Here is a 17980-nt window from a genome sequence, read left to right as displayed (position 1 = left end):
ACCCGCCGGGGCGGTTCGCCGCAGACCGGCAACCGCGGTCCCGAACCGCCGCGCTGAGCTGGGGCAACCGGCTCCGCCGTCCCGGCAGCGCGCTCCCCACCTGCTGCGCCGAACGGCGGAGCGGGCTCGTGGCGGGGGATGCGGGCCGTCGTCCGTCGGCATTTGCTACAGGACATGAGTGCAGTGATGCCACGTCAGAAACAGATCCTGCGAGCGCTCCGGGCCGGCTTCCTCGGTGCCCTGGTGTGCGGTATGACGGGCACCCTGCTGATAGCCGGTCACGGCTCCGTTCCCGCCGCCACCCGTCCGTCCCCGCCCGGGGCGGTACCCGCTCCGGGGACCTGGACCGGCCCCGCCGGCCTCGCAGCGGACACGGCGGGGCGGAACGAGCCCATTGCGCCGCGCCTCGGCGACCTGTTCCCCGGTGACCCGCGCCCCGGCCCCTGGGGCCCGGAAGACCTCCACCCCGGAGGCCGCCACCCGGCCGCAGAGCTCCCGCCACCCCCGTACCCGCCGTCCGGGACGGCCCCCGGGCAGTTCCGTCCCGAAGCGGGGGGCGTCCGCGGAGGACCGGGCGACGAGGACGGGACCCCGCATGTTCATCCGGTCCCCGGCCACCCGGTCTCCGCCCCGTACGGGATCCCCGGCAGCTGGCTGGCCGGCCGGCACACCGGGGTGGACTTCGCCACTCCCATCGGTGTCCCGGTGCTCTCGGTGGGTCCGGGCAAGGTGGTCGAGGCCGGCCGGTCGGAGTTCTACGGGAACGTCGTGATCATCCGGATGGCGGACGGCATCCACGCCCTCTACGCCCACCTCTCCCGGATCTCGGTCAGGAAGGGAGAGCGGGTGGAGGCGGGCGCCCCCGCCGGTCTGACCGGCAACACCGGCCGCTCCACCGGCCCGCACCTGCACTTCGAGATCCGCACCGGCCGGGAGTACGGAACCGACGTGGACCCGCTGGCGTATCTCCGGGATCGCGGGGTCCAAGACCTGTGACCGGGCCGGTGGCCACACCGCCCCAGGGCCCACGGTGTGGCCACCGGATCGTCAGGTCCGCAGGTGGGACGCTCCGTTCAGGTCGAGCACGGTGCCCGAACTCCACTCGGCCTCCGGCGAGGCGAGCCACAGCACGGCGGCGGCGATCTCCTCCGGAACGGCGACCCGGCCGAACGGACTCTGTCCCCGGATGGCCTCGCCTTCCTCACCGTCGAGCCGGGCGGCCACCCGTTCGGTGGCGAAGAAGCCGGGCGCCACCGACGCCACCGCGATGCGGTGGGGGGCCAGCGCCACCGCGAGGGACTGGCCCAGCGCGTGGACCGCGGCCTTGGTGGCGCCGTAGGCCGGGTGGTCGGGTTCTCCCCGGAAGGCCCCGCGCGACCCGATGTTGACGATCCGGCCGCCCGAGCCCTGCCTGATCATGTGCTGCGCCGCCTGATGACTGAGATGCGCCGTGCCCAGCAGATTCACCGCGGTGTGCTGCTGCCAGGCGGCGGCCCAGGCGGAAAAGTCCGTGGTGACGGGCGGATGCGCGGTGTTCACCGCCGCGTTGTTGACGAGCACATCGATGCCGTCCATCAGCCCGGCGGCCTCCTCCACCAGCCGTGCGGCCTCCGCGGGCACGGCCAGGTCGGCCTGCAGCAGGGCGTGCCGGCGGCCGGGCAGGCCCGCCACGGTCGCCTCGGCCTCCTCCCGGCGGGTCCCGTAGTGCACGGTGACGAGGTCACCGTTGGCGGCGAACGCCTCGGCCAGCGCTCGGCCCAGGCCGCGCGCGCCCCCGCTGACCAGCACCCGTCGGCCGGACGCCGGGAACCGGGGAAGACCCTCCACCGCTCCGGAAAGCCGCACCATTCCTCCTCGGACCTCGGACCTTCGGACTTCGGCCCCCAGCGGGCGCCGGTGCCCGGGCCGGGCGGACGGCCCGCCCGGAGCGACCGTACCTGCCCGGGGGCACGGACACCTGCGATGCCGGGCCGTTCACCGGTGCGGATCCAGGGGGTCAGCGGCGGTCCGGGGCCGTGGCGTCCGGCCGGAAGGCCCAGCTCATCGACGGCTCCACCACGAAGCGCAGCGCCCGGCGGACCGGTCCGGTGCACAGCAGTGTGACCAGTGCCGCGGCGAGGACGGTGACGCCCACGTGCCCCCAGGGCGTACCGACCCACGAGGCCTCGTACCAGTCCCACCAGCGCGATCCCTTGGCCAGGAATCCGTGCAGGAGGTAGCCGTACAGTGTCCCCGCCCCGAGTGTGGTGAACCAGGTCAACCGGGACGGGACCCAGGACAGGAACGCCACGGTGAGCAGCAGACCGCAGCCGAAGAGCGCCAGCGTCATGATGATGCCCAGCCACCACTCGTGGCCCAGTTCCTGCGCGCTGTTGGTGCGGAAGAACCACCGGGCGCTGAGCCGGGGCACGGCCCAGTAGGCGACCAGCAGCGCGCAGAGGAACGCGGGCACGGCGAGCGCGCGGACCTCGGGGCGCCGCAGGATCCGGAAGTGCTCGGGACGCAGGTGCAGGCCGAGCACGAAGAACGGCAGGAACTGCAGCACGCGTTGGATGTTCAGGTCGTCGCCGAGGTGCGGGGAGACGGAAGCCAGCGCGGCGATCCCCAGGGCGATCGGGACCGGCCAGCGCACCACCTGCCAGATCGGGGCGGTCAGCCGCCAGACGAACAGGGCGATCAGGAACCAGGTCACGTAGTAGGGGTCGAGCAGGCTGATCGGGTAGGCGGACCCGTGGGCCCAGCGGTGGAAGAGGACGTAGGCGACCTCGAAGATCACGTAGGGCACGGCGATGCCGGTGATCAGCCGCTTCAGTTGATCGGGACGTCCCTGGAAGCTGCGGGAGAAGTAGCCGGCGATGAGCACGAACGCGGGCATGTGGAAGGTGTATACGAAAATGTAGAGCGCGGCGGCAGCCTGTGAGTCGTTCCGCAGCGGTGTCCAGGCGTGGCCGACGGCCACCAGCACGATCGCCAGGTACTTGGCGTTGTCGAAGAAGGGATCGCGCGGCTTCGCCCCCGCGGCGGCATCCGAGACCGTTGCCGGTGGGGGGTCGGCCGCCTTCGTCCGGCCGGCGGCAGGCGGAGCAGTCTGATAACGAACGTGCAACATCGGCCGCACCTTAGCGCCCGGCACCCTGTCGCGTAAACCGGGACGTGCGGGTGGGGCGCCGGAATTTGAAGGTACCGCCGGAATTTCGCAACGATGTGGTGCGAGTGAGCACACCTGGCCCGGGAAAATGCCTGCATAGGGTGATGAGGCTGCCCGTGTTGCCCCGCACATAAGTGCGAGTGGCGTCACTCGGAAACCTGTTCGGTGGATACGCCGAGACGTGCGGCGGGAAGAACGCCACGCTCTCCGGGTGAGCAGAATTCGCCCGCTTGATCCGTCCTCCGAGGTAACAGACAGGCAACGGCGCGTGGTTGGGGAGTGACGGATCAGGCATCGGACGGGGCGTCAGTGGGCTCCACTACCGGCGCCGTTGGTGGCACGATGGTCTTGTGTTCGGGGGTGTGCCCTCAGGGAAAGGCCCCCGCCGGAGATGTGGCGATACGTCCGAGGGTGTGATCAGTTGTGATTATCCAGTTCTCCCTGGTGCTACTTCTGGGAGTGGTCCTGTTTGTGATGATCCGTGGGGGGTCGATCAAGTGGGGGCCGGCCATCGTGGCGATCCTCTTCGGTTTCTCACTCGCCTTCACCGGAGCGGCCGATCCGATACAGAACTTCCTGGAGTCGATCAGCGACTCCCTGGGCTCCGTCGACGACAGCCTGCGCTCCGGGGGTGGCTCCTGACACACGGACGGCCCGGGCCCTCCGGGGGAGGGTGCCGGGCCGACGGGCTGCCGGAGCAGTGGAGCGGGCGACGGGAATCGAACCCGCGTAGCTGGTTTGGAAGACCAGGGCTCTACCATTGAGCTACGCCCGCGAACGGCCGGACGATCATGCGGTGCACCGCAAGATCCGGCTCGGCCAGTAGCCTACCAGCGCGGGCGAGGGACGCGTGCAAGGTCCCCGGGGGAAACCGGAGGGCGTGCGGGGCTGTACGCTACGTGTCGCGTCGTGGGCATTGGCGGGGTGTGGCGCAGCTTGGTAGCGCGTCCGCTTTGGGAGCGGAAGGTCGTCGGTTCGAATCCGGCCACCCCGACCACGTACCATGAGAGGCGCGCGTGCCTGTGTCGTGTCCGCATACGCCGCATACGGGGCGCCTCCGTCATACCCCCAGCAGTCAGCCCCAAGGAGACCGACCGTGAAGAGCGCCGTGGAGACCCTGAACCCGACCCGGGTTCGGCTCACTATTGAGGTGCCCTTCGAGGAGCTCAAGCCCAGCCTCGACGCGGCGTACAAGAAGATCAACCAGCAGGTGAGCGTTCCGGGCTTCCGGAAGGGCAAGATCCCCGCGCGCGTCATCGACCAGCGCTTCGGCCGCGGCGCGGTCCTCGAGGAGGCCGTCAACGACGCCCTCCCGAAGCTCTACACCGAGGCCGTCAACGAGGGCGAGCTCAACCCGCTGGGCCAGCCCGAGGTGGACATCACCGAGCTGAAGGACAACGAGCTGCTGACCTTCACCGCCGAGGTGGATGTCCGTCCCGAGATCGAGATCCCCGACTACTCCGGCATCGAGGTCACCGTGGACGCCACGGAGATCTCCGACGAGGAGGTCGGCCAGGCCGTCGATCAGCTCCGTGAGCGCTTCGCGACCACGAGCCCGGTCGAGCGGGCGGCAGCCGAGGGCGACATCGTCAAGGTCGACCTGGAGGCCAGCGTCGACGGCGAGGTCCTGGAGGACGGTGTCGCCCAGGGTGTCGACTACACCATCGGTTCCGGCAGGCTGCTGGACGGCATCGACGAGGCCGTCACCGGCCTGGAGGCCGGCGGCAGCGCCACCTTCACCACCGAGCTCAAGGGCGGCTCCGCGGCCGGCCGCGAGGCCGAGGTGAAGGTCACCGTCCAGTCCGTCTCCAGCCGTGAGCTGCCTGAGCTGGACGACGAGTTCGCCCAGCTCGCCAGCGAGTTCGACACGCTCGAGGAGGTCCGCGAGGACAGCCGGAAGCGGCTCGGCCGGCAGAAGAAGTACGAGCAGGCCACCCAGGCGCAGGAGAAGGTCCTGGACGCCCTGCTGGAGATCGTTGAGGTCCCGGTTCCGGAGAAGCTGCTCGCGGACGAGATCGAGACCCGCAAGCACAACCTGGTGAACCACCAGTTGTCGCAGCTCGGCATGGACCTCGACCGCTACCTCGAGATGCAGGAGAAGACGGCCGAGGAATTCGACGCCGAGCTCAAGGAGCAGGCCGAGAAGGGCATCCGCACGCAGTTCGTGCTCGACGCGATCGCCCGGCGGGAGAACCTGAACGTCAGCCAGGAGGAGCTCACCGAGCACCTCATGCGCCGCGCCCAGTCCTCCAACATGAGCCCGGACCAGTTCGCGCAGGCCGTCGTCGAGGGCGGCCAGGTGCCGATGCTCGTCGGTGAGGTCAGCCGCGGCAAGGCCCTCGCCACGGTCGTGGAGGCGGTCAAGGTCACCGACACCAACGGTGACACCGTCGATCTGGACGACGAGGACGAGACCGCCGAGACCGTCAACGCGTCCGACGGGACCCCCGAGCCCGCCGAGGCGGCGGAGACCCCCGCGGCGGACGAGCCGGCCGCGGAGAAGAAGTCCGACGCCTGAGGCACACGCACTCCCGGAACGGGGCCCGACGTGATCACGTCCGGCCCCGTTCGCGCACAGCGTCGCCCCCGGTGGATCCGGAGCGGAACCGTACCTGCGCCCACAGCGAACAGTTCCCCGGCCGGGATGGGTCCGTCCCGGCCGCGCGTTAGGGTCCGTAAGGACAACGAATGACGTCAAGTGACGGCGGGCAGTACGCCGCCGTCCGAGAATGAGCAGGTGGATACGTGACGCTCCCGATGCCTTCCGCCGCCGCTGAGTCGATGAACGGCGGCCTCGGCGACCAGGTCTACAATCGGCTGCTCAACGAGAGGATCATCTTCCTGGGGCAGCCGGTCGATGACGACATCGCCAACCGGATCACGGCGCAGCTCCTCCTCCTCGCGGCGGACCCGGACAAGGACATCAACCTCTACATCAACAGCCCCGGCGGCTCCATCACCGCGGGCATGGCGATCTACGACACCATGCAGTTCATCAAGAACGATGTCGTGACGATTGCGATGGGCATGGCCGCCTCGATGGGGCAGTTCCTGCTCAGCGCGGGCACCCCCGGCAAGCGCTTCGCGCTGCCGAACGCCGAGGTGCTGATCCACCAGCCGTCGGCCGGTCTGGCGGGATCCGCCTCCGATATCAAGATCCACGCCGAGTGGCTGCTGCGCACCAAGCGGAAGATGGCGGAGCTCTCCGCGCGGCACACCGGCCAGTCCGTGGAGCAGTGGACGCGGGACGCCGACCGTGACCGCTGGTTCTCGGCGGAAGAGGCCCGCGACTACGGACTGGTCGATGCGGTCATCGCCGATGCCGCGGACATCCCCGGCAGCGGTGGTACGGGTGCCTGATCCCGCCGCCCGCACGGGCACCCACCCGCAGCCAGTTCCCTACCAGGAGACACCGAAGATGGCTCAGCCCTCAGGCCTTTCCGGCTCCGGTCTCTATGCCGGCCCGCAGGTCGATTCCCGCTACATCCTCCCGCGTTTCGTCGAGCGCACCTCGCAGGGGGTGCGGGAGTACGACCCGTACGCCAAGCTCTTCGAGGAGCGGGTGATCTTCCTCGGCGTGCAGATCGATGACGCGTCGGCCAACGATGTCATGGCGCAGCTGCTGTGCCTGGAGTCGATGGACCCGGACCGGGACATTCAGATCTACATCAACAGCCCCGGTGGTTCTTTCACCGCGCTGACGGCGATCTACGACACCATGCAGTTCGTGAAGCCGGAGATCCAGACGGTCTGCATGGGCCAGGCGGCCTCGGCCGCCGCCGTGCTGCTCGCGGCCGGCACCCCCGGCAAGCGGATGGCACTGCCCAACGCCCGGATCCTGATCCATCAGCCGTACAGCGAGACCGGCCGTGGACAGGTCTCCGACCTGGAGATCGCGGCCAACGAGATCCAGCGGATGCGTGTCCAGCTCGAGGAGATGCTCGCCGAGCACTCGACCAAGCCGATCGAGCAGATCCGTGAGGACATCGAGCGGGACAAGATTCTCACCGCTGCGGACGCCGTCGAGTACGGCCTGATCGACCAGATCATCACCACCCGCGCAACCAGCGTCTGACACCCGCTGTCCCACGCGGGACAGTCGCCCCTCTTCGGCGGGACATTCCCCACACCGGGGGATTCCCGCCAAGGGGGGCATTCCGTCCGGGCGACAGGGTACCGTCGTCGATACAAGCACCAGGCACCGTCCCCGGGCGGTGCGCAGGCGAAGGGGAAGCACCTCGTGGCACGCATCGGTGACGGCGGCGATCTGCTCAAGTGCTCGTTCTGCGGGAAGAGTCAGAAGCAGGTGAAGAAGCTTATCGCAGGCCCGGGGGTCTATATCTGCGATGAGTGCATCGAGCTCTGCAACGAGATCATCGAGGAGGAGCTCGCGGAGTCCCCCGACTCCGGCTTCAGTGAGCTCCCCAAGCCTCGGGAGATCTACGAGTTCCTCGAGAGCTACGTGGTGGGCCAGGACGACGCGAAGAAGGCGCTGTCGGTGGCCGTGTACAACCACTACAAGCGGGTCCGGGCGAACGAGAGCGACGCGAACCAGCCGCGGGACGAGGACATCGAGCTGGCGAAGTCCAACATCCTGCTGCTCGGCCCCACCGGCTCGGGCAAGACCTTGCTCGCCCAGACCCTGGCCCGGATGCTCAACGTCCCCTTCGCGATCACCGATGCCACCGCCCTGACCGAGGCCGGTTATGTCGGTGAGGACGTCGAGAACATCCTGCTGAAGCTGATCCAGTCGGCCGACTACGACATCAAGAAGGCCGAGCAGGGGATTATTTACATCGATGAGATCGACAAGGTCGCGCGCAAGAGCGAGAACCCGTCGATCACCCGTGACGTGTCCGGGGAAGGCGTCCAGCAGGCGCTGCTGAAGATCATCGAAGGCACCACGGCGGCAGTTCCGCCGCAGGGCGGGCGCAAACACCCGCACCAGGAGTTCCTCCAGATCGACACCTCCAACGTGCTGTTCATCGTCGGCGGCGCCTTCGCCGGCCTGGACGACATCATCCGGGCCCGGTCCGGCGGCCGGGGCATCGGCTTCGGTGCGGACATCCGCTCCCAGCGTGACCGGGGCTCCTCGGAGCTGCTCGGCGAGGTGCTGCCCGAGGACATGGTCAAGTACGGCATGATCCCCGAGTTCATCGGGCGGTTGCCGGTGATCACCTCCGTGCACAACCTCGACCGGGTCGCCCTGCTCCGCATTCTGCGGGAGCCGCGCAACGCGCTCGTGAAGCAGTACCAGCGGCTCTTCGAAATCGACGGCGTGGAGCTGGAGTTCGACCTTCCCGCACTGGAGGCCATCGCCGACCAGGCGATCCTCCGCGGCACCGGCGCCCGTGGCCTGCGCGCCATCATGGAAGAGGTGCTGATGTCGGTGATGTACGAGGTGCCCTCCCGCCAGGACGTCGGCCAGGTGGTCATCACCGAGGATGTGGTCCGCTCCAACGTGAACCCCACTCTCGTGCCGCGGTCCCGGCTGAAGAAGGGCGGCGCCGCACCCGGGGCGCCGCAGGAGCGCACCGCCTGACCGCCGCAGCCCGGACGTGCGGGCCCCTGGCGGGGGCGGGCGCGGTCAGGCCTTCTCCGCGACAGTGAACGGCGGGGTGCGGGACCGTAACGGTCCCGCACCCCGCCGTTCCGCCTGTCGGCCCGGAGCCCGGCCTCAGTGCTCGGCGCCCTCGATCTCCTGCAGGGAGTCGAGCCGGAGCTGCTTGCTGCTCTCCGCCGCCATTTCGGTGCTGAGGTCCTCCGGCGGGTCCAGCTGGTGCTCGGTGCCGTCGTAGGGGTCGAAGTCCTCGGGGAAGGTGGGGAAGGGCAAGAAGTAGGTGATGCCCATGGTGCTGTAGTCGGCCCAGACGCAGAAGGTGACCCGCATCGGATAGCCGAACTCGGCGTCCGGCTCGGTGCCCTCCGCCTGCTGACACTTCATCGCCACGTCGTCGTCGGTGAAGGAATCCCCGCTGCCGATCAGCTCGACCTCGCCGATGTCGTCCCCGGCCGCGGACTCGGCGATCTGGCTGAAGAGCAGGTCGATGGTCTGCTGCGGGTTCTCGATCTCGCCCCACGCACCGCCGAAACCCATCACGGAGCTGCCCGGCTCCGGCAGCGGAGCGTTCAGGTCACCGGTCATGTAGGTGCCGCTGAGCGCTTCCATGTCTTCGAGTCCGGCATCCGAGAGGTCGTCCTCGGGGGGCATGATCTCCGAGGGGTCGTTCGTCTCGGCCAGGGTGTAGTCGCCGCTCTCCTGCGGAAGGGTCAGCTCGTACCGGGTGCCGTCGTCCGCGCCGATCGTGCCGTTGCCGCCGCTCAGTACCACGTACAGGCCCGTGCCGAGCAGCGCGAGTGCCGCCACGACCGCGACGCCGATGCCGATCGTCCTGCCGCTGCCGCCGCCACCGGGCGGCGGCGGGGGCACCTGGCCGTAGGGCGGCTGACCCGGGTACTGCCCGGGCGGACCGGGTGGCTGCTGCCCGTACGGTCCCGGCTGCTGCGGCGCCCCGTACGGCCCCGGCTGGCCAGGTTGCTGCGGCGCCCCGTACGGCCCGGGCTGACCCGGCTGCTGCTGCCCGTAGGGACCGGGCGGGGGTGTCTGCGGATACCCGTACCCCGGGGCGCCCGGAGCTCCCCCGTGCGCGTACGGGTTCGGGCCGCCCGGCGGCTGGCCCTGCTGCGGCGCCCCGTACGGGCCGGGCTGTCCGGGCGGCGGGCCCGGCGGGGGCTGCTGCCCGTACGGACCCGGCTGGTTGTGACTCATGGTGCTTCCCCTCACGAGCATGCGGGGAAGGACCCCCGCGCTCATCCTGAATGCCTGCGCACATCCTGTCGGACGAGATACCCGGATGTACATCGCGGCCCGGAAACCGATGGGGAGCCGGTACCTTCCCGTAGATAGACTGGGCCGGTGACCGAGAATCCTCAGCAGCCCGCCCACGGGCCCCACAGCGCTCCCACCGACCTGCCGACCCAGTACGCGCCGGCCGAGGTAGAGGGGAAACTGTACGAGCGCTGGGTAGAACACGGTTACTTCCGGGCGGACGCCCGGAGCGAGAAGCCCCCGTACACGGTCGTCATCCCGCCGCCGAACGTCACCGGCAGCCTGCACCTCGGCCATGCCCTGGAACACACCATCATCGACGCCGTTACCCGCCGGAAGCGGATGCAGGGGCACGAGACGCTGTGGCAGCCCGGCATGGACCACGCGGGCATCGCCACGCAGAACGTCGTCGAAAGGCAACTGGGCGGTGAGGGCAAGTCCCGGCACGACCTGGGCCGGGAGCAGTTCGTCGAGCGTGTCTGGCAGTGGAAGGCCGAGTCGGGCGGGCAGATCACCGGGCAGATGCGGCGCCTCGGTGACGGGGTCGACTGGTCGCGGGAACGCTTCACCATGGACGAAGGGCTCTCCCGCGCCGTCCAGACCATCTTCAAGCGGCTCTTCGACGACGAGCTGATCTACCGCGCCGAACGCATCATCAACTGGTGCCCGCGTTGCCTCACCGCACTGTCCGACATCGAGGTCGAGCACCAGGACGACGCCGGCGAGCTGGTCTCCCTGCGTTACGGCGACGGCGAGGACAGCGTGGTCGTGGCGACCACCCGGGCGGAGACCATGCTGGGCGACACCGCGGTCGCGGTGCACCCCGACGACGAGCGGTACGCCCACCTGATCGGCCGGCTGATCCCGCTGCCGCTCACCGACCGCAGCATCCCCGTGGTCGCCGACAAGCACGTCGACCCGGAGTTCGGCTCCGGGGCGGTCAAGGTCACTCCGGCGCACGACCCCAACGACTTCGAGATCGGCCGCCGGCACGACCTGCCGCAGCTCACCGTCATGGACGAGCACGCGGTCATCACCGTCCACGGGCCGTTCCAGGGCCTGGACCGGCTGGAAGCCCGCTCGGCCATCGTCGCCGCGCTGCGGGCCGAGGGCCGGGTCGTCGAGGAGAAGCGCCCCTACACCCACTCGGTCGGGCACTGCGGCCGGTGCAAGACGACGGTCGAGCCGCGGCTGTCCCTGCAGTGGTGGGTCAGGGTCGGGCCGCTGGCGAAGGCGGCCGGGGACGCCGTCCGCGACGGCCGGGTCGCCATCCACCCCAAGGACATGGAGTCCCGGTACTTCGGCTGGGTCGACAACCTGCACGACTGGTGCATCTCCCGGCAGCTCTGGTGGGGCCACCGGATTCCGGTCTGGTACGGCCCGGCCGGCGAAGTGGTGTGTGTCGGGCCCGGCGAGACCCCCCCCTCCGGTGAGGGCTGGCGGCAGGACCCGGACGTTCTCGACACCTGGTTCTCGTCCGGCCTGTGGCCGTTCTCCACCCTCGGCTGGCCCGACCAGACCGAGAGCCTGGAGAAGTTCTATCCGAACTCCGTCCTGATCACCGGATACGACATCCTGTTCTTCTGGGTCGCCCGGATGATGATGTTCGGCCTCTACGCGATGGACGGCACCCCGCCGTTCCACACCATCGCGCTGCACGGCATGGTGCGCGACCAGCTGGGCAAGAAGATGTCCAAGTCCTTCGGGAACGCGGTCGATCCGCTGGACTGGATGGACACCTACGGCGCCGACGCGGTGCGTTTCACCCTCGCGCGCGGCGCCAACCCGGGAGTGGACGTCCCGATCGGTGAGGACTGGGTGCAGGCCTCCCGGAACTTCGCCAACAAGCTCTGGAACGCCACCCGCTTCGCGCTGCTCAACGGGGCGACCGTGCAGGGCGGCCTGCCGGCCGCGGACGAGCTGTCCCCCGCCGACCGCTGGATCCTCTCCCGGCTCAACTCCGTGGTCGCCGAGGCGGACGCCCATTACGAGGACTACCAGCTCGCGAAAGTGAGCGATCTGCTCTTCCACTTCGCCTGGGACGAGGTCTTCGACTGGTATGTCGAGCTGAGCAAGACCACCTTCCAGCAGGGCGGCCGGGAGGCCGAGGTCTCCCGGCGGGTGCTCGGCGAGGTCCTGGACGTCCAGCTGCGGCTGCTCCACCCGGTGATCCCGTTCGTCACCGAGGAGCTGTGGACGACGCTGACCGGCCGGGAGTCGGTGGTCGTCGCCGACTGGCCGCAGGACTCCGGGTTCCGGGACGAGGCCGCCGAGCAGGAGCTCGCCGCGGTCCGGCAACTGGTCACCGAGGTCCGCCGGTTCCGTGCCGACCAGGGTCTGCAGCCGGGACAGCGGGTCCCCGCCCGGCTGGAGCTGGCCGGCACCTCGCTGCGGCTGCACGAGGAGGCCATGCGCGCCCTGCTGCGGCTCCAGCCGCCGGGGGAGGGCTTCACCGCCACCGCCTCGCTGCCCGTCGCCGGCGCCACCGTCGCCCTGGACCTGTCCGGTGCGATCGACTTCGAGGCTGAGCGCAAGCGCCTGCGGAAGGACCTCGCGGCGGCCGAGAAGGAGCTCGCGCAGACCACCGCGAAGCTGGGGAACGAAGGCTTCCTGGCGAAGGCCCCCGGGCAGGTGGTGGAGAAGATCCGGGCCCGGCAGGAGGCGGCCCGGTCCGACATCGAGCGGCTCACCGCCCAGCTGGACGCACTGCCGCAGAACTGAGGGCACGGGCGGCACGAGCCGAAGCGGGGGCACCCCCCCGGTGCGGGCTCGTGCCTCCCCGCCCTGCCGGCCGCCTCGCCCCGCCGGGCCGCGCGCTCCCGGGTGCCGGGTGCTCCCGGTCCGAGGCCGCGGCCCCCGCTCCGTAGACTGGGGTCCGTGAGCGATCGCCCCCCTTATGACGCAGACGCACCCGAGCCCGGCAACCACGACACGTCCGGCGAGTCCGGCGCATCCGGTGACCCCTTCGAGGAGATCGTCGGAGCCGAGACGGAACGCGACCCGGACCTTGCCGTCATCGAGGCGGGCAGCCGTACGCTGCGGGCCCAGGCAGGCCCCCCGTCCGGTGACGACACGCCGGGCCGGCCGGCTGACCCCGAGACCGACCGGGCGCTGCGTGAGGTGGAGGCCGAGCTGGCCGCCCGCTGGCCCGAGACCAAGCTGGACCCCTCGCTGGTACGCATCCAGGCCCTGATGGAGGTGCTCGGCGATCCGCAGCGTGCCTTCCCCTCCGTGCACATCACCGGCACCAACGGCAAGACCAGTACCGCGCGCATGATCGAGTCCCTGCTGGGCGCCTTCGAGCTTCGCACCGGCCGGTACAGCAGCCCGCATGTGCAGTCCATCACCGAGCGGATCAGCCTGGACCGGGCACCCATCGCACCCGAGCGGTTCGTCGAGACCTACCGGGACATCCAGCCGTACGTGACCCTGGTCGACGAGCGGCAGGAGCACCGGCTGTCCTTCTTCGAGGTGCTGACGGCGATGGCGTACGCCGCCTTCTCCGACGCCCCCGTGGACGTCGGGGTCGTCGAGGTCGGTATGGGCGGTGAGTGGGACTGCACCAACGTCATCGACGCGAGCGTCGCCGTGATCACGCCGATCGCCCTGGACCACACCGACCGGCTGGGCAGCACTCCTGAGGAGATCGCGGTCGAGAAGTCGGGGATCATCAAGCCGGGCAGCGTCGTGGTGCTCGCCCAGCAGCCCGTCGAGGCCGCTTCCGTCGTGCTGAAGCGGGCGGTCGAGGAGGACGCCACGGTCGCCCGGGAGGGCATGGAGTTCGGGGTGGCCGCCCGGGAGGTCGCCGTCGGCGGCCAGCTGCTGACGCTGCGCGGCCTGGGTGGTGAGTACCCGGACATCTTCCTGCCGCTGCACGGCGCCCACATGGCGCACAACGCCGCGGTCGCGCTCGCGGCCGTCGAGGCGTTCTTCGGTATCGGCGCCACCCAGACGCGCACGCTGGACCCCGGCATCGTCCGGGAGGCCTTCGCGGCTGTGACCTCCCCGGGCCGGCTGGAGACCCTGCGGACCAGTCCGACGGTCCTGCTGGACGCCGCCCACAACCCGGCGGGCGCCCGCGCCGCTGCTGCGGCCGTCACCGAGGCGTTCAGCTTCAGCCGCCTCGTCGGCGTGGTCGGGCCGAGCCGCGACAAGGACGTCAGAGGGCTGCTGGAAGCCTTCGAGCCGGTGTTCTCCGAGATCGTGGTCACCCGGAACTCCACGCACCGCTCGATGGACGTGGACGCGCTCGCGGCGGTGGCGGTCGAGGTCTTCGGCGAGGACCGCGTCCAGGTCGAGCCGCGGCTCGACGACGCGCTGGAAGCGGCGGTCACCCTGGCCGAGGAGTCCGACGAGTACGCCGGAGCCGGCGTGCTCGTGACCGGCTCGGTGATCACCGTCGGAGAAGCCCGCCTGCTCCTGGGGAAGGAACACTGATGCGCACTCTCTGCGCCTCCACCCTGATCGGGGAGTTCTTCGTCATCGGCCTCGCCGGCCTGGTTGCCATGCAGCTGTCGGAGGTACCCACGGGCACCCTCTGGGCGGTCTGCGGGGTGGCCATGACGCTCGCCCTGCTGCTGTGCGGCATGGTCGGCCGGCCCGGCGGAGTCCAGTTGGGCTGGGTGCTGCAGGCCGGGCTGATCGCCGCCGGCTTCGTCGTGCCGATCATGTTCTTCCTGGGTGGCTGCTTCGCCGCCCTGTGGTGGGCCTCGGTGCACTACGGCCGTGAGGTGGACCGGATCAAGGCCCGGCACGCGGCGCACGCCGCCTCCTGAGCCCGAGCGGCCACACCTTTCCCTTGCCCGTACGCCCCGCACGCCTTCCCGGCCGGTGCGGACCGGCACGGAAGGCCCGGATGCGACTCCTCCGTGCCGTACCGGTATTGTGCGGCGCACCCCTGCCACTGACATCCGTTCAGTGTTGCCGAACCTCTGAGTATGCGGAGCCGCCTCATGAGCCAGCGCACCCTTGTTCTTCTCAAGCCGGACGCGGTCAGGCGCGGCCTCATCGGTGAGATCATCCGACGAATCGAAAGCAAGGACGGCTGGCGGATCACCGCTCTGGAAATGCGTGAGCTGGACCGGACGGCACTGGAGACGCATTACGCGGAGCACGAGGGCAAGGCCTTCCATCTCCCGCTGCTCGACTTCATGAGCTCCGGACCTTCCGTGGTCATGGTGGTGGAAGGCGAGCGGGTCGTCGAAGGCGTGCGCACACTGGCCGGGCCGACCGACCCGATCGCCGCCGCGCCCGGCTCGATCCGGGGGGACTTCGGCACCATCGTGCGCGAGAATCTCATTCACGCTTCGGACTCCCCGGAGTCGGCGGAACGGGAACTCAAGATCTTTTTCCCCTCGCAGAGCCGCTGACCCGGCCGGCACCGCCGCCGGTCAGCCGGCCCGCTCCTGCCCCGCTCCGGCGGCACCGCCGCGTGCGACGGAGTGCCGCCGGGACCGCTGACGCGGGCCGCACCCCCCAAGGGCCTTCCCGGCGCGAGCTGACCGGCCGTCACCCCACAGGGGCACGTCAACGGGACGTCTCCCGAATGCGCTACTCCATCAGGGTATGTCCGGGCCGTCAGGGGAAGCCTTCACCCGAACACGACGTCCCACAACAGAGGGCGAGCGCGGGTTCCCCTGACAATGTCCGGAGAAGCGCTCCCGTACTTCGCGTTCGGCCGACCGTGGATACGATGTCAGTAACGTGTTCCGCGGCGCAGCTCTCCGCAGCCCCCTGCCGACCTCCCGCACACATCGCTCCAGCTGGAAGGCCAGACGTATCCCTATGGCGAACAATATGTCCTTCATGGGACGAGACATGGCAGTCGACCTCGGGACGGCCAATACGCTGGTGTACGTCAGAGGGCGCGGAATCGTCCTCAACGAGCCCTCGGTCGTCGCCATCAACACCAACACCGGCGGCATTCTCGCCGTGGGTGCCGAAGCGAAGAAGATGATCGGCCGCACCCCCGGCAACATCGTCGCGGTACGCCCCCTCAAGGACGGCGTCATCGCCGATTTCGAGATCACCGAGCGGATGCTCCGCTACTTCATCCTCAAAATCCACAAGCGCCGCTATCTCGCACGCCCCCGGGTCGTCGTCTGCGTACCGTCCGGTATCACCGGAGTGGAGCGCCGCGCGGTCATCGAGGCGTCCACCCAGGCCGGCGCGCGCCAAGTGCACATCATCGAGGAGCCGATGGCCGCCGCGATCGGCTCCGGGCTGCCGGTGCACGAGGCCACCGGCAACATGGTCGTCGACATCGGCGGCGGCACCACCGAGGTCGCGGTCATCTCGCTCGGCGGCATCGTCACCGCGCAGTCCATCCGGGTCGCCGGTGACGAGCTCGACAACGCGATCATTCAGCACGTCAAGAAGGAGTACAGCCTGCTGCTCGGCGAGCGCAGTGCCGAAAACATCAAGATCACCATCGGTTCGGCCTTCGACCTGGAGAAGGACGAGCACACCGAGATCCGCGGCCGTGACCTGGTCAGCGGGCTCCCCAAGACCGTGATCATCACCGCCGCAGAAGTCCGCAAGGCCATCGAGGAGCCGGTCAACTCCATTGTCGACGCGGTGAAGACCACTCTCGACAAGTGCCCGCCGGAACTGTCCGGGGACGTCATGGACCGCGGCATCGTCCTCACCGGAGGCGGCGCGCTGCTGCGCGGTCTGGACGAACGGCTCCGCCACGAGACCGGCATGCCGATCCACATCGCCGAGGACCCGCTGGACTCCGTCGCCCTGGGCTCGGGGAAGTGCGTGGAGGAGTTCGACGCCCTGCAGCAGGTCCTGGACGCGCAGCCCCGGCGCTGACGCCGGCACCGTACGTGACGGGCACAGCCGGTACCGCGGTACCGGCAGCACCGCCGACCGGTGCGAGGGACACCGAACCACCCGCCGGTCGTCAGCACCGCTGAGACCCGGACCGATCCAGAAAGGCACGGCCGCCGCACGTGAGGGACACCCGAGAGAGCCGGCTGCTTCTCGTACTGCTGGTCTCCATCGCATTCGCACTCATCACGATGGACATCCGCGGCGGCGAGAAGTCGCCGCTCGACGGCCCGCGGCAGGTCGCCGCCACCATCCTCGGACCCGTGGAGTCCGGCGTCGCGTCAGCGGTGGACCCGATCGGAAACGCCATCGGCGCCGTCCGCGACTCCGGCAAACGCCACGACCGGGTGAGCGAGCTGGAGCGGGAGAACGCCGAGCTGCAGCAGCAACTCGGCAACTCCGTCCACCGCGACTCGCGCATGGCACAGCTGGACAGCCTGCTGCAGACCGCCGGCGCCGGTCAGTACGGCGTCGTCGGAGCCCAGGTCATCGCCATAGGGCCGACCCAGGGCTTCTCCTGGACCATCACCATCGACGCCGGCCGCGAGGACGGCCTCGCCCGGGACATGACCGTGCTCAACGGTGACGGCCTGGTCGGCCGCGTCACCACGGTCGGCCCCCGCACAGCGACCGTGCTGCTGGCCAACGACCCCAACTTCACCGTGGGCACCCGGATGGAGGGCACAGACGAGCTGGGCTTCGCCACCGGCCGCGGCACCGACGCCCTCGACGTGCAGCTCCTCAACCACGAGGCCAAGGTGAAGACGGGCGACCGGCTGGTCACCTTCGGTTCCGAGGGCAACAAGCCGTTCGTGCCCGGCGTGCCGGTCGGCGAGGTCGTCGGAGTGGAGGCCGCCGCCGGAGACCTCACCCGCACCGTCCGCGTCCGCCCCTACGTCTCCTTCTCCCGGCTCGACCTCGTCGGGGTGGTGGTGGAGCCTCCCCGGGAGAACCCCCGGGACGTCGTGCTCCCGGAGAGACCCGACGTCAAACAGGAGAAGGCCGCCGAGCCGGAGGACGAGACCGAGGCCGAGGAGGACGCCGACGCGGACTCCGGCCCGGACACCGACCTCGGCCCGGACGCCGGCTACGACGCCGACGGCGGATACGACTACGGATACGACGACGACTGGGGCTTCGAGTCCGACGCCGCACCGGGAGCTGACTGA

The 17980-nt window shown here is 69.9% G+C and carries 15 protein-coding genes and 2 tRNA genes; 13 read left to right on the top strand and 4 right to left on the bottom strand.

The genetic code is table 11. The features are described from left to right. Positions 1 to 186: 186 nt before the first annotated feature. Positions 187 to 996, top strand: a complete 810-nt coding sequence (locus tag PJ985_RS03965) for a M23 family metallopeptidase (protein WP_271682117.1) — start codon at positions 187 to 189, stop codon at positions 994 to 996. Positions 997 to 1047: 51 nt separating this feature from the next. Here PJ985_RS03965 and PJ985_RS03960 read toward each other — a convergent pair whose 3' ends face one another. Then, entirely contained in the window at positions 1048 to 1848 is an 801-nt protein-coding gene (locus tag PJ985_RS03960) for an SDR family NAD(P)-dependent oxidoreductase (RefSeq protein WP_271682116.1), read from the bottom strand. Between the two features lie 148 nt (positions 1849 to 1996). Next, positions 1997 to 3109: an acyltransferase family protein gene (locus tag PJ985_RS03955; RefSeq protein WP_271682115.1), complete on the bottom strand. Its 1113-nt coding sequence runs from the start codon at positions 3107 to 3109 to the stop codon at positions 1997 to 1999. A 462-nt stretch (positions 3110 to 3571) separates the two neighbouring features. Between PJ985_RS03955 and PJ985_RS03950 the strand changes: the two genes are divergently transcribed. Further along, positions 3572 to 3790 carry a hypothetical protein gene (locus PJ985_RS03950; RefSeq protein WP_271682114.1) on the top strand — a complete coding sequence of 73 codons (219 nt, stop codon included), beginning with the start codon at positions 3572 to 3574 and terminating at the stop codon, positions 3788 to 3790. Positions 3791 to 3849: 59 nt separating this feature from the next. On the opposite strand, the gene PJ985_RS03945 is transcribed toward PJ985_RS03950, so the two are convergent. Continuing rightward, positions 3850 to 3923 (bottom strand) — tRNA-Gly (locus tag PJ985_RS03945). A gap of 145 nt (positions 3924 to 4068) precedes the next feature. Here PJ985_RS03945 and PJ985_RS03940 point away from each other — a divergent pair. The 5 genes from PJ985_RS03940 (at position 4069) to clpX (ending at position 8690) form a co-directional block, all read left to right on the top strand. Then, positions 4069 to 4145, top strand: a tRNA-Pro gene (locus tag PJ985_RS03940). 99 nt (positions 4146 to 4244) lie between these two features. Next, positions 4245 to 5666, top strand: coding sequence for a trigger factor (gene tig, locus PJ985_RS03935; RefSeq protein ID WP_271682113.1), 1422 nt, complete (start codon positions 4245 to 4247; stop codon positions 5664 to 5666). A 227-nt stretch (positions 5667 to 5893) separates the two neighbouring features. Beyond that, positions 5894 to 6508, top strand: a complete 615-nt coding sequence (locus tag PJ985_RS03930; protein ID WP_271682112.1) for an ATP-dependent Clp protease proteolytic subunit — start codon at positions 5894 to 5896, stop codon at positions 6506 to 6508. Positions 6509 to 6566: 58 nt separating this feature from the next. Further along, positions 6567 to 7223: an ATP-dependent Clp protease proteolytic subunit gene (locus PJ985_RS03925; protein WP_271682111.1), complete on the top strand. Its 657-nt coding sequence runs from the start codon at positions 6567 to 6569 to the stop codon at positions 7221 to 7223. A gap of 165 nt (positions 7224 to 7388) precedes the next feature. Next, positions 7389 to 8690 carry an ATP-dependent Clp protease ATP-binding subunit ClpX gene (gene clpX / locus PJ985_RS03920; RefSeq protein ID WP_271682110.1) on the top strand — a complete coding sequence of 434 codons (1302 nt, stop codon included), beginning with the start codon at positions 7389 to 7391 and terminating at the stop codon, positions 8688 to 8690. A 135-nt stretch (positions 8691 to 8825) separates the two neighbouring features. Here clpX and PJ985_RS03915 read toward each other — a convergent pair whose 3' ends face one another. Then, positions 8826 to 9917, bottom strand: a complete 1092-nt coding sequence (locus PJ985_RS03915) for a hypothetical protein (protein ID WP_271682109.1) — start codon at positions 9915 to 9917, stop codon at positions 8826 to 8828. A gap of 147 nt (positions 9918 to 10064) precedes the next feature. Here PJ985_RS03915 and PJ985_RS03910 point away from each other — a divergent pair, with 147 nt between their 5' ends. From PJ985_RS03910 to mreC, 6 genes are all read left to right on the top strand, one after another. Beyond that, a complete protein-coding gene (locus tag PJ985_RS03910) occupies positions 10065 to 12698 on the top strand; it encodes a valine--tRNA ligase (protein WP_271682108.1) in 2634 nt (877 codons plus the stop codon). Positions 12699 to 12854: 156 nt separating this feature from the next. After that, a complete protein-coding gene (gene folC, locus PJ985_RS03905; RefSeq protein ID WP_271682107.1) occupies positions 12855 to 14414 on the top strand; it encodes a bifunctional tetrahydrofolate synthase/dihydrofolate synthase in 1560 nt (519 codons plus the stop codon). Further along, positions 14414 to 14752: a DUF4233 domain-containing protein gene (locus PJ985_RS03900; protein ID WP_271682106.1), complete on the top strand. Its 339-nt coding sequence runs from the start codon at positions 14414 to 14416 to the stop codon at positions 14750 to 14752. The genes folC and PJ985_RS03900 overlap by 1 nt, the downstream gene beginning before the upstream one ends. A gap of 177 nt (positions 14753 to 14929) precedes the next feature. Continuing rightward, entirely contained in the window at positions 14930 to 15346 is a 417-nt protein-coding gene (ndk, locus tag PJ985_RS03895; RefSeq protein ID WP_271682105.1) for a nucleoside-diphosphate kinase, read from the top strand. Positions 15347 to 15773: 427 nt separating this feature from the next. Continuing rightward, positions 15774 to 16793, top strand: coding sequence for a rod shape-determining protein (locus PJ985_RS03890; protein ID WP_271682509.1), 1020 nt, complete (start codon positions 15774 to 15776; stop codon positions 16791 to 16793). A 140-nt stretch (positions 16794 to 16933) separates the two neighbouring features. After that, positions 16934 to 17980 carry a rod shape-determining protein MreC gene (gene mreC / locus PJ985_RS03885; RefSeq protein ID WP_271682104.1) on the top strand — a complete coding sequence of 349 codons (1047 nt, stop codon included), beginning with the start codon at positions 16934 to 16936 and terminating at the stop codon, positions 17978 to 17980.

The sequence above is a fragment of the Streptomyces sp. ACA25 genome, assembly GCF_028200735.1.
Lineage (GTDB): Bacteria > Actinomycetota > Actinomycetes > Streptomycetales > Streptomycetaceae > Streptomyces.
Note: the sequence above shows the minus strand (reverse complement) of the source record. Positions and strands in the feature narration are given on the sequence as shown.